14 protein-coding genes and 1 pseudogene are annotated in these 17,105 nt (G+C 65.7%); 5 read left to right on the top strand and 10 right to left on the bottom strand.

The genetic code is table 11. The features are described 5' to 3' along the window. Positions 1 to 20 precede the first annotated feature (20 nt). Complete coding sequence (locus SY91_RS10240; protein WP_012328384.1) at positions 21 to 1,580, top strand: DHA2 family efflux MFS transporter permease subunit; 1,560 nt, start codon at positions 21 to 23, stop codon at positions 1,578 to 1,580. A 96-nt stretch (positions 1,581 to 1,676) separates the two neighbouring features. Here SY91_RS10240 and truB read toward each other — a convergent pair whose 3' ends face one another. The 9 genes from truB to SY91_RS10195 form a co-directional block, all read right to left on the bottom strand. Beyond that, positions 1,677 to 2,609, bottom strand: a complete 933-nt coding sequence (gene truB / locus SY91_RS10235) for a tRNA pseudouridine(55) synthase TruB (protein WP_023474809.1) — start codon at positions 2,607 to 2,609, stop codon at positions 1,677 to 1,679. A 13-nt stretch (positions 2,610 to 2,622) separates the two neighbouring features. Next, complete coding sequence (gene rbfA, locus SY91_RS10230) at positions 2,623 to 3,021, bottom strand: 30S ribosome-binding factor RbfA (RefSeq protein ID WP_011545262.1); 399 nt, start codon at positions 3,019 to 3,021, stop codon at positions 2,623 to 2,625. A gap of 114 nt (positions 3,022 to 3,135) precedes the next feature. Continuing rightward, the gene (gene infB, locus SY91_RS10225) at positions 3,136 to 6,051 is read right to left on the bottom strand and encodes a translation initiation factor IF-2 (RefSeq protein ID WP_012328382.1); all 2,916 of its coding nucleotides are present in this window, start codon (positions 6,049 to 6,051) and stop codon (positions 3,136 to 3,138) included. A 91-nt stretch (positions 6,052 to 6,142) separates the two neighbouring features. After that, entirely contained in the window at positions 6,143 to 7,618 is a 1,476-nt protein-coding gene (nusA, locus tag SY91_RS10220; protein WP_006476166.1) for a transcription termination factor NusA, read from the bottom strand. Beyond that, positions 7,618 to 8,076: a ribosome maturation factor RimP gene (gene rimP, locus SY91_RS10215; RefSeq protein WP_006476167.1), complete on the bottom strand. Its 459-nt coding sequence runs from the start codon at positions 8,074 to 8,076 to the stop codon at positions 7,618 to 7,620. Before rimP ends, nusA begins: the two co-directional genes overlap by 1 nt. A gap of 453 nt (positions 8,077 to 8,529) precedes the next feature. Further along, entirely contained in the window at positions 8,530 to 10,290 is a 1,761-nt protein-coding gene (gene rluB, locus SY91_RS10210; RefSeq protein ID WP_185920895.1) for a 23S rRNA pseudouridine(2605) synthase RluB, read from the bottom strand. 60 nt (positions 10,291 to 10,350) lie between these two features. Further along, positions 10,351 to 11,388, bottom strand: a complete 1,038-nt coding sequence (gene scpB, locus SY91_RS10205; protein WP_043888376.1) for an SMC-Scp complex subunit ScpB — start codon at positions 11,386 to 11,388, stop codon at positions 10,351 to 10,353. A gap of 272 nt (positions 11,389 to 11,660) precedes the next feature. Then, the gene (locus SY91_RS10200) at positions 11,661 to 12,863 is read right to left on the bottom strand and encodes a pyridoxal phosphate-dependent aminotransferase (protein ID WP_043888374.1); all 1,203 of its coding nucleotides are present in this window, start codon (positions 12,861 to 12,863) and stop codon (positions 11,661 to 11,663) included. A gap of 76 nt (positions 12,864 to 12,939) precedes the next feature. Next, entirely contained in the window at positions 12,940 to 13,842 is a 903-nt protein-coding gene (locus tag SY91_RS10195; RefSeq protein WP_012328377.1) for a LysR family transcriptional regulator, read from the bottom strand. Positions 13,843 to 14,272: 430 nt separating this feature from the next. Between SY91_RS10195 and SY91_RS10190 the strand changes: the two are divergent. Next, positions 14,273 to 14,668: pseudogene (locus SY91_RS10190) on the top strand (transposase); the annotation flags it as partial. A 201-nt stretch (positions 14,669 to 14,869) separates the two neighbouring features. Continuing rightward, the gene (locus SY91_RS10185; RefSeq protein ID WP_023477379.1) at positions 14,870 to 15,121 is read left to right on the top strand and encodes a hypothetical protein; all 252 of its coding nucleotides are present in this window, start codon (positions 14,870 to 14,872) and stop codon (positions 15,119 to 15,121) included. Positions 15,122 to 15,317: 196 nt separating this feature from the next. Here SY91_RS10185 and SY91_RS10180 read toward each other — a convergent pair whose 3' ends face one another. Beyond that, positions 15,318 to 15,635 carry a hypothetical protein gene (locus tag SY91_RS10180; protein ID WP_011545254.1) on the bottom strand — a complete coding sequence of 106 codons (318 nt, stop codon included), beginning with the start codon at positions 15,633 to 15,635 and terminating at the stop codon, positions 15,318 to 15,320. A 160-nt stretch (positions 15,636 to 15,795) separates the two neighbouring features. On the opposite strand from SY91_RS10180, the gene SY91_RS10175 reads away from it, so the two are divergent. Next, positions 15,796 to 16,512: a YdcF family protein gene (locus SY91_RS10175; RefSeq protein WP_043888367.1), complete on the top strand. Its 717-nt coding sequence runs from the start codon at positions 15,796 to 15,798 to the stop codon at positions 16,510 to 16,512. A gap of 221 nt (positions 16,513 to 16,733) precedes the next feature. After that, positions 16,734 to 17,009, top strand: a complete 276-nt coding sequence (locus SY91_RS10170) for a hypothetical protein (RefSeq protein ID WP_006486101.1) — start codon at positions 16,734 to 16,736, stop codon at positions 17,007 to 17,009. Positions 17,010 to 17,105: the final 96 nt, after the last annotated feature.

Below are 17,105 nucleotides of genomic sequence, written 5' to 3'. Positions count from 1 at the left end.
ACTCCGGAAAGACAACCGACATGGCACAGGCTCCTGCCTCCTACCCGCCCTTGCAGGGCGGGCAACTCGTACTCGGGACGATCGCGGTGTCGCTCGCGGTGTTCATGAACGTGCTCGACACGTCCATTGCGAACGTCGCGATCCCGACCATCTCGGGCGACCTCGGCGTGTCGTCCGACCAGGGCACGTGGGTCATCACGTCGTTCGCGGTCGCGAACGCCATCTCGGTGCCGCTGACCGGCTGGCTGACCGACCGTTTCGGGCAGGTGCGCCTGTTCCTCGCGTCGATCATCCTGTTCGTCATCTCGTCGTGGATGTGCGGGCTGTCGCCGAACCTGCCGTTCCTGCTCGGCTCGCGCGTGCTGCAGGGCGCGGTCGCCGGCCCGATGATTCCGCTGTCGCAAGCGCTCCTGCTGTCGAGCTATCCGCGCGCGAAAGCACCGATGGCGCTCGCGCTATGGGCGATGACGACGCTGATCGCGCCGGTCGCGGGCCCGATTCTCGGCGGCTGGATCTCGGACAACTACTCGTGGCCGTGGATCTTCTACGTCAACATCCCGGTCGGCATCGCCGCCGCCGCCGCGACGTGGATGATCTATCGCAACCGGGAGTCGGCCGTGCGCCGCGCGCCGATCGACGGCGTGGGCCTCGCGCTGCTGGTCGTCTGGGTCGGCTCGCTGCAGATCATGCTCGACAAGGGCAAGGATCTCGACTGGTTCGCATCGACGACCATCGTCGTGCTCGCGCTGACCGCCGTCATTGCATTCGCGTTCTTCGTGATCTGGGAGCTAACCGCCGAGCACCCGGTCGTCGACCTGTCGCTGTTCCGCATCCGGAACTTCACAGGCGGCACGGTCGCGCTGTCGATCGGGTACGGCCTGTACTTCGGCAACCTCGTGCTGTTGCCGCTGTGGCTGCAGACGCAGATCGGCTACACCGCGACCGACGCCGGCCTCGTGATGGCGCCGGTCGGGCTGTTCGCCATCCTGTTGTCGCCGCTCACCGGGAAGTATCTGCCGCGCACCGATCCGCGCTTCATCTCGACGGCGTCGTTCCTGACGTTTGCGCTGTGCTTCTGGATGCGTTCGCGCTACACGACGGGTGTCGACGAATGGTCGCTGACGCTGCCGACGCTCGTGCAGGGCATCGCGATGGCGGGCTTCTTCATCCCGCTCGTGTCGATCACGCTGTCCGGCCTGCCCGGCCACCGCATTCCTGCGGCGTCCGGCCTGTCGAACTTCGTGCGGATCATGTGCGGCGGCATCGGCACGTCGATCTTCCAAACCGCGTGGGACCACCGCAACAACTTCCATCACGCGCAACTGGTCGAGCAGGCGAACCCGTACAACCCGACGTTCAACCAGGCCGTCACGCAGATGGGCAACCTCGGGCTGTCGCAGAGCCAGGCACACGGGCTCATCAACAACATGGCCACGCAACAGGCCGCGCAACTCGGCGTGAACGATCTGTTCTATATCTCGGCGGTGATCTTCGTGCTGCTGATCGCACTGATCTGGATCACCAAGCCGGAACGCGCGGGCGGCGGCGATGCCGGCGCGGCGGCGTCGGCAGCGCACTGAGCGGCCAGGTTCAAGGCAGCACACCAAACAAAAAGCCCGGTCGAAATCGACCGGGCTTTTTGCATTCTGCCACGCGCGCTTGCGTGCGTTGCTGCGTCATTGAGCCGTCACGACGAGCCGTTCCGGGGCAAGCACGCCATTCGCCTTGCGCGCCACGCCGAGCAACCGGGTGGCGTCGTACACGCGCACGCGCTCGCCATCGGCCGCGTCGATCGGCTCGAGCGCCGACAGCGGCAGACGCTGGCCGTGCAGGAACCGCTTCGCGCTGGCTTCGTCGAGACGCACCAGCGGAAACGTCGACAGCAGCGCATCGACCGGCTGAAGCCATGCATCGCGCGCCGCTTCGGCGGCGTCCGACAGCGCATCGAGCGTCACCGCATGCTCGAGCGTCAGCGCGCCGACGCCCGTACGGCGCAGCATCGTCAGATGCGCACCGCAGCCGAGCGCTTCACCGATATCTTCCGCGAGCGTACGCACGTAGGTGCCCTTGCTGCAGGTCACGCGAAACGTCACGTCGGGCAGGTCGCAAGCGAGCAGATCGAGCGCATGGATCGTTACGTTGCGGCCTTCCCGCTCGACGGTCTGGCCGGCCCGCGCATATTCGTACAGCGGCTTGCCGTCGCGTTTGAGCGCCGAATACATCGGCGGCACCTGCACGATGTCGCCGGTGAAGCGCACGAGCGCGGCCTCCACCGCCGCGCGATCGCATTCGACGGGCCGCGTGTCGATCACCTCGCCTTCAGCGTCGCCGGTAGCCGTGCGCTGGCCGAGACGCATCGTCGCTTCATACGTCTTGTCGGCGTCGAGCAAGTCCTGCGAGAACTTCGTCGCCTCGCCGAAGCACAGCGGCAGCAGGCCCGAAGCCAGCGGATCGAGCGTGCCGGTGTGACCGGCTTTCTTCGCGAAAAGCAGGCGCTTTGCGCGAATCAACGCATCGTTGCTCGACAGGCCGATCGGCTTGTCGAGCAGGAGAACGCCGTCCAGCACGCGCCGGGGCACGCGCGGACGTGGGGGTGCTGCATTCGTCATAGGCCGGTCGAGCTCAATCGTCCTTGGCAGGCGTGTCGGCCTCGTCGTCGTCCTTCGCGCGCGTCGAGTTCGCTTCCTTGATCAGGCGCGACATTTCGACGGCCTTCTCGATCGTCTGGTCGTAGTGGAAATGCAGCGTCGGCACCGTATGAATGTGCAAGCGCTTGAACAGCAGGTTGTGCAGGTGACCCGACGCATGGTTCAGCGCCTCCTGCGTCTTCTCCGGATCGCCGGTGAGCGCCGTGAAGTAGACCTTCGCGTGCGCATAGTCCGGCGTGAGTTCCACGCTCTGGATGGTCACGATGCCGATGCGCGGATCTTTGACTTCGCGCATGATGAGTTCGGACAGATCGCGCTGAATCTGATCGGCGATCTGAACGTTGCGATTGGGGGAAGTACGTTTCCTGGACATGATCGATCCGTGATCCGTTTATCAGGATGAAGCGGCGGCCGTTGTCAGCACGCCACCATGAAAATGGGCGGGACAGGCCCAAGCCTGCCCCGCCCAAGAGCCGATACGCGACGATTACAGCGTACGTGCGACTTCGGTCACTTCGAATACTTCGAACTGGTCGCCTTCGGTGACGTCGTTGAAGTTCTTCACCGACATACCGCACTCGAAGCCTTGCTTGACTTCCTTCACGTCGTCCTTGAAGCGCTTCAGCGATTCGAGTTCGCCCGTGAAGATCACGACGTTGTTGCGCAGCACGCGAACCGACGACGAGCGCTTGACGATACCGTCGGTGACCATACAGCCGGCGACCGTGCCGATCTTCGGTACCTTGAAGACCTGGCGCACCTCGACCATGCCGGTGATGACTTCACGCTTCTCCGGCGCCAGCATGCCCGACATCGCCGCCTTCACCTCGTCCACTGCGTCGTAGATGATGTTGTAGTAGCGGATATCGATGCCGTTCGCCTCGGCCAGCTTGCGTGCCTGTGCGTCCGCACGCGTGTTGAAGCCGATGATGACCGCCTTCGATGCCGTCGCGAGGTTGACGTCGTTTTCGCTGATGCCACCGACCGCGCTGTGCACGATCTGCACGCGCACTTCGTCGGTCGACAGCTTGAGCAGCGACTGCACGAGCGCTTCCTGCGAACCCTGCACGTCTGCCTTGATGATGAGCGGCAGGTTCTGCACTTCGCCTTCGCCCATCTGCTCCAGCATGCTTTCCAGCTTCGCGGCCTGCTGCTTCGCGAGCTTCACGTCGCGGAACTTGCCCTGACGGAACAGCGCGATTTCACGCGCCTTGCGCTCGTCCGGCAGCACGATCACTTCCTCGCCCGCGCCCGGCACTTCCGACAGACCCTGGATTTCGACCGGGATCGACGGGCCGGCTTCCTTCGTCGGTTTGCCGTTCTCGTCGAGCATCGCACGGACGCGACCGTAGGCCGTACCGGCCAGCACGATATCGCCGCGGTTCAGCGTACCGGACTGCACCAGGATCGTCGCGACCGGGCCTTTACCCTTGTCGAGCTTCGCTTCGATCACGATACCCTTGGCCGGCGCCTCGACCGGTGCCTTCAGTTCCAGCACTTCGGCCTGCAGCAGCACGTTCTCGAGCAGATCGTCGATACCTGCGCCCGTCTTGGCCGACACCGGCACGAACGGCGAATCGCCACCGTATTCTTCCGGCACGACGCCTTCCGCGACCAGTTCCTGCTTGACGCGATCCGGGTTCGCTTCCGGTTTGTCGATCTTGTTGATCGCGACGACGATCGGCACGCCACCCGCCTTCGCGTGGGCGATGGCTTCCTTCGTCTGCGGCATCACGCCGTCGTCGGCCGCCACCACCAGCACCACGATGTCGGTCGCCTTCGCGCCGCGTGCACGCATTGCCGTGAACGCTTCGTGACCCGGCGTATCGAGGAACGTGATGACGCCACGCGGCGTGTCGACGTGATAAGCGCCGATGTGCTGCGTAATGCCGCCCGCTTCGCCCGCGGCAACCTTCGCGCGGCGGATGTGGTCGAGCAGCGAGGTCTTGCCGTGATCGACGTGACCCATCACCGTGACGACCGGCGGACGCGGCAGCTGCTCCGCATCGGTACCGGATTCGCCTTCGACGAGCAGCGCTTCCGGATCGTCCAGCTTCGCGGCAACCGCGCGGTGGCCCAGTTCCTCGACGATGATCATCGCCGTTTCCTGGTCCAGCACCTGGTTGATCGTGACCATCTGGCCCATCTTCATCATCACCTTGATGACTTCCGAGGCCTTGATCGACATCTTGTGCGCGAGATCGGCAACCGACACGGTTTCCGGCACGTGCACTTCACGGACGATCGGTTCGGTCGGCGCCTGGAACGTCGAGCTGTCCTGGTGACGGCCGCGACCCTTCGGGCCGCCGCGCCAGCCGCGGTCGACGCCGCCGCTCGAGTCGCCGCGAGTCTTGATGCCGCGACGCTTCGCCGCGTCGTCCTGCCAGCCGCCCTTGCCTGCACCCGGCTTCTTGTTGCGGTCGCCCGCGCCTGCCGGCGCCTGCGTGGTGGCCGGAGCCGCCGCGCCAGCCGGCTTCTTCACGGCCGGACGCGCCTGCGCACCTTCCGGCTTCGCCGGCTTGTGCAGCGTGCCCTTCGCTTCGGCCGGCTTCGGCGGTTCGACCGGTTTCGGCGGCTCGACTGCCTTGACCACGGCCTTGCGCGGCGTGTTCATCATTTCGCGGATCGCGCGGGCTTCGGCTTCCGCCGCCGCGCGACGCTTGCTGATCTCTTCCTGCTCGGCGCGCGCCTTGTCGGCTGCCTCACGGGCAGCGTCCTCGGCCTTCTTCGCCGCTTCGCGCTGGGCCGCGCGTTCGGCGGCTGCGCGTGCTTCGTCCTGCGCGGACTGCGTCGGCGTCGCTTCCTGCTCGGCAGCAGCCTGCTGCGCTGCCGCCTGCTGCTGGGCTGCGGCGGCTTCCGCCGCGGCACGCTTCGTCGCCGCTTCTTCCTCGGCGCGACGGCGCTCGGCCTCGGCCGCTTCCTCGCGGGCGCGACGTTCGGCTTCCTCGCGTTCGAGGCGTTCCTGACGCTCGCGCAGCTCCTGCGCCTGCTTCTCGAGCAGTTCGGCCTCGCGGCGCGCCTCTTCCTCGCGACGCTTCAGTTCCGCATCGTCGTCCGCTTCGGCGACCTGCGCCTGACCCTGATCCGCACCTTCGGCCACGTCGTCGCGCTTGACGAACGTACGCTTCTTGCGAACCTCGACCTGAATGGTGCGAGCCTTGCCCGTCGCGTCAGATTGCTTGATCTCCGACGTATGCTTGCGGGTCAGCGTGATCTTGCGCTTGTCGCCGTCAGTTGCGCCGTGCGACTTGCGCAAATGATCGAGCAGACGCGCCTTGTCCGTTTCGGACAGCGCATCGTCTTCACTCGCTTTCTGGACGCCCGCTGCCTGCAGCTGTTCGAGCAGCACACCAGCAGGCATTTTCAGTTCCGCGGCAAATTGGGCTACGTTGTTACTCGCCATTCATTCCTCTTAGTGCAAGGACCGATTCCTTGCGGTTAGCATCGGGTCAGGCCATACGGCCGCCATCAAATCAGTGCGCCATGGTCATTTCTCACTGGAACCAATGTTCACGTGCTTTCATGATCAACGCCTTAGCGGCATCCTCTTCCATTCCGGTCATGTCGACCAGTTCATCTACAGCCAGCTCGGCGAGATCGTCGCGCGTCTGCACGCCGTGTTCGGCCAGCTTCGCGAGCAGCTCCGGCGTGATGCCGTCGAGGCTCTTGAGATCCAGCGCTGCGTTCTCGACCTTTTCTTCGTTCGCGATGGCCATTGTCAACAGCGCGTCGCGTGCGCGGTTGCGCAGTTCGTGCACGGTGTCCTCGTCGAACGCTTCGATTTCGAGCATTTCGTTGAGCGGCACGTACGCGATTTCTTCGAGGCTCGTGAAGCCTTCGTCGATCAGGATGTCGGCAACTTCTTCGTCGACGTCGAGACGCGCCATGAACAGCGCACGCAGCCGGTCGCGTTCTTCACCCTGCTTCAGGGCGGACTCGTCCGGCGTCATGATGTTGATCTGCCAGCCGGTCAGCTCGCCGGCAAGGCGAACGTTCTGACCGCTGCGGCCGATCGCGACAGCCAGTTCGTTCTCGTCGACGACGACGTCCATCGAATGCTTTTCTTCATCGACGACGATCGACTGGACGGCTGCCGGCGCGAGCGCGCCGATCACGAACTGGGCGGGATCCTCCGACCATAGCACGATGTCGATGTTTTCGCCACCGAGCTCGTTGCGCACGGCCTGCACGCGGGAACCGCGGATGCCGACGCAGGTGCCGATCGGATCGATCCGCTTGTCGTAGGCGATGACGCCGATCTTCGCGCGCACGCCCGGGTCGCGGGCAGCCGCCTTGATCTCGAGCAGGCCCTGCTCGATTTCCGGCACTTCCATCTCGAACAGCTTCATCAGGAATTCCGGCGCCGTGCGCGACAGCTCGATCTGCGGGCCGCGCGCGGTGCGGTCGACCTTCGCGATGTACGCACGCACGCGGTCGCCCACGCGGAGGTTTTCCTTCGGGATCAGCTGATCGCGGCGCAGCAGCGCCTCGACGCGGCCCGATTCGACGATGAAGTTGCCCTTGTCGAGGCGCTTCACCGTACCCGTCATGATCTTTTCGCCACGCTCGAGGTAGTCGTTCAGGATCTGCTCGCGCTCCGCGTCGCGCACCTTCTGCAGGATCACCTGCTTCGCGGCCTGCGCGCCGATGCGGCCGAATTCGATCGACGGAACGGGTTCCTCGACATACTCGCCGACTTCGACGTCGGGCTTCTGCTCACGTGCTTCGAACAGCAGGATCTCGCGATCCGGCTCCTGCAAGCCTGCCTCGTCGGGAACGACGAGCCAGCGACGGAAGGTTTCGTGCTCGCCGCTTTCGCGATCGATATGGACGCGGATTTCGGCGCCTTCGTCGAACAGCTTCTTGGAAGCGGACGCGAGCGCAGCCTCGAGGGCGCCCAGCACCACATCCTTGTCGACGTTTTTCTCGCGCGCCAGCGCATCCACCAGCATCAACACTTCGCGACTCATTATTTGCGGCTCCTAAAGTCAACTTGCGGAATCAGGCGGGCTTTGTCGATATCGGCCAGCGTGAAATCCAGCATGGCTGCCTCGCCCTTCTTCCCCTCAAATTCCAAACCGATCGTTTCGCCATTCGGCGCGTGCAGAATGCCCCGGTACGTCTTGCGCCCGTCCAGCGGCTTTTTCAAGGTCACGGAAACTTCGCTGCCGGCGAAGCGCTCGAAGTCGGCCAGCTTCTTCAACGGGCGGTCGAGCCCCGGGGACGAGACTTCGAGCCGTTCGTAATCGATATTTTCGACCGTCAAGACGTGCTGGAGCTGACGCGTAACCTTTTCGCAATCTTCGAGCGAGATGCCGGCAGGCTGATCGATATAGATGCAAAGCATGCCGCGCCCGGTGCGCTCGAGTTCCACCAGCTCGTAGCCGAGCCCGGTGACCGTGGTTTCTATCAGTTCCGTCAGTTGCACAGTGTCCTCTCAGGTGTTCGCGCCCGCCGCTCGCGATTCACCCGCGGGCGCGCGCCTTAGCCGGCGCAGGAAGCGCTACCCGAGATGCCTAACCGTTTCAGCAAAAAAAAATGGGCGGAACGCCCATCTTCTTACTGGTGGTCGCACCTGAGCCGCACATTGAATCCGTACGCCCAGCGACTCCGCGATTATAGCGATTTTTGGCGCAAACGCCAAGCCAGCCGGTAAAAGCAGCGCGTCGGCTGCCTTTACGGACCGAAAATGCGAAATCGGGCTACCCGATCGACCGGCACCACCCTACCGCACCGGTGATCGCCGTTGTCGCGGCACACGACATGGATGCAGCCGAAACCCGTCAACGCAATGCGCCGTATCGACAAAGCCGGCCGGATGCCGGCCACGCCGACGTATCGGCGGCTTTGCGCCGCCGTACGTACGCCAATCAACAGACGCTTAGCGGCTGCGCGTACGGCTGCGCTGCGGACGCTGACCGCCGCGCGGGCCGCCGTTGCCGGCGCCGTCGGCACGATTGCCGTTCGGATTGCGATTGCCGCCGCCCTTGCTGCCGCCGCGCTTGCCGCCCGCACCCTCGCGCTTGGGGCCTGCGCCATACGACGCGCGATTGCCGTCGACATCGCGACCGCCACCTGCACGGTTGCCGTCGCGGCCGCCGCCGGTACGATTGCCGTCACGGCCGCCGCCCGCGCGGTTGCCGTAACCCGACGGCGCAACCGGCAAGCTGCCGTAGCCGCTCAGGCCCGGCAAGCCCGGCCCGCCGCGTCGGCCACCGCCGCGACGCGGCTGGTCGAGTTGTCCGTGCGTCGTCAGCACCGGTTCGCGGCTGATGAAGCCCATCGACGTCTGCATCGGATCGGGCTGGCGACGCTCGGTCGGACCGGCAGCGCCGCCGCGCTTGCCCTTCTCCTCGGACGGCGCCTTCAGGCCGACGGTCGCCATCAGTTTGCGCACCTGTGCGTCGTCGAGCTCTTCCCAACGACCACGCTTCAGGCCGCGCGGCAGCGGAATCGGGCCGTGACGCGTACGGATCAGCCGGCTCACCATCAGGCCGACCGCCTCGAACATCCGGCGCACTTCGCGGTTGCGGCCTTCGGCCAGCGCGACGTGATACCAGTGGTTCGTGCCTTCGCCGCCGCCATCGCGGATGCGCAGGAAATTCGCCGGACCGTCGTCGAGCTCGACGCCGTGCAGCAGCTTCTGCCGCATGCCTTCGGCCAGCTCGCCGACGACGCGCACCGCGTACTCGCGCTCGACGCTGTAACGCGGATGCATGAAGCGGTTCGCGAGATCACCGGAAGTCGTCAGCATCAGCAGACCTTCGGTATTGAAGTCGAGGCGGCCCACCGCAAGCCATTTCGCCGTCTTCATCGGCGGCAGACGGTCGAACACCGACGGACGGCCTTCCGGATCCGCGTGGCTGACGATTTCGCCGGTCGGCTTGTGATACAGCAGCACGCGCGGCGGCTTGTTCGGCAGCTTGCGCTTGACCGGCTTGCCGTTGATCCGCACCTGGTCGGTCGGCATGATCCGCTGGCCGATGTGCGCGGGCTCGCCGTTCACCGACACGCGGCCGGCGACGATCAGCTCTTCCATTTCGCGGCGCGACCCCATGCCCGCTTCCGCGAGCACCTTGTGGAGCTTCGGCGCGTCGTCGTCCGGCGACAGCACGCGCTTGTTCGCCGGCTGGGCGCGGCCGCGGCGCAGCATCGGCGCACGCACGCCGCTGCCGCCCGCGGAGTTGTCCGCGTCGAAGGCGGGCGACGTCACGTATGCGAACAGTTCGTCCTGGGACGCATCGCCTTCCGCTACCTTCGCCGGGCCACCTTCAGCCTTCGCTGCACCGCGACGGCCCTGGCCAGCCTGGCCGCCCTTGGCCGCCGCCGCGCCTTCGCGCTTGCCGGCCGGCTTGCGACCGCCCTTGGCCGTGCCTTCCTTGCGCGGCGCACGCGCCGGCTGCACGTCGGCGGCCTCGGCCGGCTGCGCATCCGCGCCCTCGGCACCCTGCTGCTCGCCTTCGGCGCCCTTCGACTTGGCCGCCGCGCGACGCCGCGCGATCAGGCTACGCGGGCCGCGCCGCAGACCGCGGCGGGGACGCTCGTCGCCACCCGCGGCCGAAGCATCCTGCTCCGGCGCATCGTCGGCACGCGCTGCCTGCACGGCAGGCGCGGACGATTCAATATCGTGGATATCTGTCAAAACAACCTCAAAATGTCAGGTCTCGCGCCCGGCGCGGGCGCGGCAAGAAGTTGGCCGCGATCAGGCGCGACGCTGTTCGGGTTCTGCTTCGTCGTCCGGCAGCGCGTCGGCGCCGATGGGCGCACTGGCGCTTCGGACGGCATCCGCGAGACTGTCGGACGTGTCGTCCAGCGTCTCGTCGTCCGCGGGACGGGAGCGGGAGACGTCGGCCTGATCGGCCTCGCCGGGCATGTCGCCGGCCGCTTCCGCTCCGTCTCCGGCAGCCGCTTCGGCGGCCGGCTTGCGATCTTCCTCGCTCCAATCCGCACGCTGCGGCTCGGGCTGCACACCGGTCGGCACTGCTTCGGCGCCAACCTGTTCCATCTGTTCCGTTTGCCCGCGATCAGCATCGAGCGTATCGCGACTCGGAATTTCCTGCGTCGACGCGACGTCGGCCGCGGCATCGCCGGGCCCTTCGGCCGACTCGTCGGCGGGCGCCTCATCCGCCAGCGCCTGCGGCACGTTGGCCGCCGCGTCGTCGGCCACCACGACGTCACCGTCGAAATCCATGGCCTGCTGCGCGAGCAACGCGGCCTCGATGTTCGCGGCCGGCTCTTCGAGCGCCGGCAGGTCGTCGAGCGCCTTCAGGCCGAGATCGTCGAGGAACTGCTTGGTCGTCGCATACAGCGCCGGACGCCCCGGCACGTCGCGATGACCGATCACCTCGATCCAGCCGCGATCCTCGAGTTGCTTGACCACCTGCGTATTGACCGTGACGCCGCGAATCTCTTCGATGTCGCCGCGCGTGACGGGCTGCCGGTACGCGATGATCGCGAGCGTTTCGAGCACGGCGCGCGAATATTTCGGCGGCTTCTCGGGATGCAGGCGATCCAGATAATGACGCATCGCCGGCTTGCTCTGAAAGCGCCACCCGGTCGCCAGTGCCACCAGTTCGACACCGCGGCCGGACCAATCCTGTTTCAGATCTTCGAGTAACGTGCGGACCGTGTCAGCCGACACGCCGTCGGCAAAGAGCTTGCGCAAATCGCCGAGCTTCAGCGGTTCCTGCGCGCAGATCAAAGCAGTCTCGAGGACGATCTTCGCCTCTTGGGTATTCATGCAGCTAGGCCAGACCCTGTGGTCAAACGAACCGGATCAACAAACAGACGAAAGGAACGGAAGACGCGCTCGCCCGATTCTGATCGGTCATATTGATGGGAGCACGAACCGGGGGCGGCGAATCAACTTCAAGCCAGGCCCAAACCGGACGGAACAGCACGGCTCAACGACGGAACCGCGTGACTGAGCGCCATATTACGCAAAATTGCCCGGTGCGTAAAGATGAGCGAAACAGGCCGCCGCCCCGGCGGCACGCCCGCTCCGTCCCCGCTTCAGCGAACGCCCGCGCCGTGCGCGAGGAACCTGCGTAGTCGCTCCACGCCCGCGTCGAGCCGCGCCGGATCGCACGCATAACACCAGCGCACGAACCCTTCTCCCTCCGGGCCGAACGCTCGACCGGGCGCCAGGCCGAGCCCCGCGTCGCGCACCAGCGTCTTGCAGAACGCCAGGCTGTCGGTCGCGCCGGGCAGCCGCAGGAACAGGTACATCGCGCCGGGCGGAGGCGGCACCTCGACGCCCGGCAGCGTCCGCAGCGCGGCGACCAGGTGATCACGTGCGTCGCGCAGCGCCGTGACGAACGATCGCACGAACGGCTCCCCGTCGCGCAACGCGACCTCACCGGCGGCCTGCACGAAGCCCGGCGCGCACGACGTGTTGTATTCGACGAGCTTCGACAGGTCACCCATCACCGACGCCGGCGCAATCAGCCATCCGAGCCGCCAGCCCGTCATCGCCCACGCCTTCGAGAACGAATTCACGACCACGACGCGCTCGTCGCGCGACGCGATATCGAGAAACGACGGCGCGCCGCCCTCGTCGAACGCAAGCCGCTCGTACACCTCGTCGGCGACCAGCCAGATGCCGTGACGACGGCAATGGGCGAGCACGGCCCGCTGATCGTCGCGCGACATCGTCCAGCCGGTCGGGTTGTTCGGCGAATTGATCAGCAGCATCCGCGTATCGGGCGTCAGCGCCGCCAGCAGCCGACCGACGTCGAGTTGCCAGCCCGCGTCGCCGTAGCCGAGCGGCACGCAGTCGACCTGCGCGCCGAGGATCTTCGGAATCTCGACGAGATTCGGCCACAGCGGCGTGACCGCGACGACACGTTCGCCCGGCCCGACCAGCATCTGCGCAGCCAGCATCAGCGCACTCACGCCCGAACTCGTTACGGCGACCGTGTCGGCCGCCGCCGCACCGTGACGCGCGCTGACATAGGCGGCGATCGCGTCGCGCAGCGCCGCCGTCCCGAGATTGTGCGTGTAGAAGGTCGCGCCATTGCGCAGCGCCGCCGCCGCGGCGTCGCGGATGAAGTCCGGCGTCACGCGATCGGATTCGCCGAACCAGAACGGCAGCATGTCCGGCACGCCGAAGCCGGCGTTTGCGACCTCGCGGATCAGCGACGGCCGCAGCGCGTGCACCGCGGTGCGCGCCGCCGGCTCATCGTTCGCCGGGAAAAAACCTGCGGAATGCGTCATCGAAAACCACCGCCGAGGAACACGATCCGCGTAGTGTACCGGCCGGCAAGCCAGACCGGACGCACGCCAATATGCGTCAATCGAGATCCTCGGCCCTCGCCGGCATCTGCCGCACGAGCTCCCAGATCGCCTGCGCGGCGGGCGACAACGACCGGTCGCGGCGGCGCACCAGCTCGACGGTGCGCTCGGTGCGCGGCGTGAGCGGCCGCGCGACCAGCGTCGAGCCGGCAGGCAGCGGCAGCGACAGCCACGGCTGCACGCTTACGCCAACGCCGGCCTCGACCAGCCCGAACACGGTCGCCGAATGCCCGAGCTCCTGCATGACCGTCGCGTTGACGCGATGCGTGGCCAGCGCGGCATCGATCAGCGGCCGACTGCCCGATGCATGATCGAGCAGCACGAGGCGCTCGCCATCCAGCGCCGTCCACGGCACCTCGGCCCGTGCCGCGAGCGGATGGTCGGCGCGCGCGACGAGGCAGAACGAATCCGTCATCAGCGGCTCGCAGACCAGATCGGCGACCGTCAGCGGGCCGATCACGACGCCGAAGTCGACTTCGCTCGACTTCACCTTGCGCAACACGTCGCTCTGCACGTCATCGCGCAGGCCGAGCGTCACGAACGGGAACTGACGCTCGCACGACGCCACCACCCGCGGCATCAGCCTGCATGCGATCGTCGGGCTTGCCGCGACGATCACGCGCCCGCGGCGCTGCTCGCCGATCTCGCGAATCTCGCGCAGCGTGTCGTCGAGATCGTCGAGCAGACGCGACACGCTCGCGATCAGGTTCGCACCGACGTCGGTCAGCTGCACGTCGCGCGTCGTGCGGTCGATCAGCTTCAGCCCCAGTTCGGCCTCGAGCTCGCGCACGCAGCGGCTGACCGCGGACTGCGTGAGCCCGATCTCGTCACCCGCCCGACTGAAGCTCTTGAGCCGCGCGACTTCGATGAATACGCGGAGCTGGCGCAGCGTAACGTTCATGTCCCGGCCTCATCAATCGTCGATATCGATGCGCGATTTTAATGCGCGAAACTACTTCGATGAGTGAATGCGGCACCGGTCGCACATGTTTCGCTGCGGTGCAATACGTTCGCAAACGCACGTGGCATGGGCGGATTGCACAAGATTGGTGATTGTCCCGATTTGCTCACGGGTTATTTTGGCGTCTTATACGCCCCTAGCTGACTTAGCCGTTAGCTCGCTGCCAAGCGGCTCTCGAGGGATTTACCTCTGACATGGCACGCTTCGTGCATTACCTTGCGCACAGGGTGCAGGTTTCGTCGGACGGAAGAGTAGAAACGCCGCTGCCGGCCAACCGGACGCCCCCACCCGGCACTCGACGATCGAGTGCTTGAAGAGTGCGCGGCGCAGGGCAGCGCACCGGAGTTAGCTTCGCTGAGGTGAGGACATGATGCTGTTCGACGATTTGAGAGATAACGAATGGGCGCTGGTCGAGGGTCTGTTTTGCTCGGAGCCCGCACGGAGTGAGCGGCGTGGCCGCCCCCGCGTGGAAGCCCGATCGGTAGTCAACGCCGTGCTGTGGGTGCTGTCGACGGGTGAAGGCTGGTCGAAACTTCCGGGCCGCTATCCGTCCCCGCCGACCTGCCGCCGCCGCTTCGACGAATGGCAGGCGGACGGTACGCTCGCCGAAATCGTGAAACGACTCGGCACGAGCGGCCGTCAGATCTCGCTGCGCGGACGCATCGGCGCAAGCGCGGCGAAGCCGCCCGCACCGCCGAGCCGCGACCGGCTGCGCGGCGCGTTCTGGACCAATCCGGAATCCTGGCGCGCGCCCGTCAAGATGGCGTAACGAATGCTCGATCGGGCGGCTTCGGCCGCCCGGTTTCTTTTTGCGACGCGACTTCGTTGCGACGCATGCCTTGCCGTCGATTACCGTTGTCGTGCCGCGAAACATCTATTTACTAATATTTACAGCAAGCCTGCACTCCCACGCTTACCTTAGCGTCATATCAACAGGCCGCACTGACGGCTTGAAGGGAGCCCCGCCATGAAAACAATGTCACTGCTCGTTGCATGCGGCATTGTCGTTTCCGTGGCGCTGACCGCTCCCGTCCATGCCGACGATCGGGTGAAACCGCCGCATCGCCAGCAGGATCACCGCAACACCCTCCGCCAGCCGCCGTCCGCCAACCCGTCCAGCCGGCAAACCGTGCCACGCGGCGACTTGCGCGGCGACATCGCCAGCAACGCGCGAGCACGGATCGGCTCACAGCCACCGGGCATGTCGCGTCATCCGTAGTCCTGCCGATTTCGAGATTTCGCCAAAGAAAATGCCGGCATCCGGGAACTGCGCCCCACGCGGCGGGTCACATCGTTGCCATGAGCACAGCGTGGCAGCAGCAAAAGTATCCGGTACGCCCGTATCCTTGTGATACGGGCTTTTTTTGCATCGCCGGCCTGCGCGGCGATGCGCGGGACGGGATGAAGACCGACCGCTACAGGCGGCTTTCGAGAATCGCCACGGCGCTCGCTTCGCTCAATGCGTAGTCGTCCATGCGGCGATCAGTCCAGGAAAGTAATTTCTCGGCGCGCTCGAGGCGCGAGAATTCGGCTCGACCGCTATCGGTCAATACGGCAATGTCGACCGGGGCATGGAAGCCCGGCGCGGGGGCAACGGTCTTCTGCCTGACCGTGTCCATCAGCCCGAGCGAACGGAGATACTCGAACACGCCCGGGCGGCGTGCCCACGGTACCTGGCGGTACTGCACTCGTCTCAATGCGTCGAGCACCGCTTCGTTGGAATACGTGGCCATCTCGATTCTTTCTTAAAGTGCAGCGACAATGCGAAGCGGCGCGCCGGGCGGGGTCTCCGCCCGCCGAAACCGCCACCGATTCTGGAGGCCGACGTTGTTCGGCGTCGCGTCAGGGCCGTATCGTCAGCCGTCCATAAAAAGACACCATACCCCAATCAAATTGATTCTGTTCGATTCATTTGTACTTCTCTTCATCGGTTTCATGCTCTGCCGCAAGCAGCGTCGAACCATTTCGATCGTCGCCGCCGCGCTGTTCTGGCTGCTGGCGACGGGCTGGCTCGCAGCGCCGCTGATCGCCTGGAGCGAGGCCGGCGTCACGCCGGTCGAGCATCCCGACATGCACGGGCGAACCACGCTGATCCTCATCGGCGCCGGCACGCACCGCACCGACACCGGAGTGCAGCCACCGCCCGACGGCGTCGCGCGCATCCACAAGGTTGCGGCGCTCTATCACACGTGCCGGCAGCAGGCCGAACGCTGCACCGTGGTGATGTCGGGCGGCGACCCGCAGCATCACGGCGACACCGAGGCAGCCGTCTACGGGCGCCAACTCGTCGCTCAAGGCGTGACACCGGCCGACCTCGTGCTCGAACCGAACAGCCGCACAACCTACGAAAACGCGAAATTCACTGCATCTATACTACGCTCACAGTATGACGATGCGCGCGTTCTCGTCACGTCGTCGTACCAGATGCGCCGGGCGTTGCTCGATTTCCGCCGTTTCGGCATCGATCCGCAGCCCGTTTATGCGAATCTCCGACGCGCGCAAACGGGCTGGCTGCCCCGCTGGCGCAATGTGGCCAATGCCGAGCAGGCGCTGCACGAGCTGGTCGGGATCGCGCAATTCCACGTGTATCGTTGGCTCGGCTGGTTTTGACGACGGCGCGCAAACCTGCGCGAAAATCGCTGCACCACCCTGGATGGCAGACGCGTGACGAAGTGCGCGAAGTGTTGCGCGACTTCAACGGGGCCTTGCGTCGTGCGACGATCCGGTGCACATTGATCCGTCACTTTTGTTACACTCGACACGCACTCGATTGCAGTCGCCAGACGAAACGGCAACACTCGGGTTCATCACCACTTAGCGGAGGTAAAGCAATGAAGAAGACGTCCCTGGCTATCCTGGTAGCGATGTCGGCGCTGACTGGCGCAGCGTATGCGCAAGAGAGCACGCAGATTCAGACCATCACCGATCCGGCCAAGATCGCCGAGATCGAGCAGCGTGCACAAGCGCTGCAACAGCAGCAAGCGGCCGAAGCGGCTCAGCCGGCGGCGCAGGAAGAGCATCACCACGGCAAGAAGGCTGCGCATCACAAGGCAGCAGCGAAGAAGGCCGGCAAGAAGGCGAAGGCTGCAGACGCTGCCAGCCAGTAAGTTCGGCGGCACCGCTCCAGTAAAAAGCCGAATCCGGGTAACCGGGTTCGGCTTTTTTGGTTGCGGCGCCCGCGCGCTGTGCTAAAGTCGCGCACC

Origin of the sequence: Burkholderia cenocepacia (assembly GCF_014211915.1) — a bacterium.
In the GTDB taxonomy this organism is placed as follows: domain Bacteria; phylum Pseudomonadota; class Gammaproteobacteria; order Burkholderiales; family Burkholderiaceae; genus Burkholderia; species Burkholderia orbicola.
This window is presented reverse-complemented; position numbering and strand designations above follow the sequence as displayed.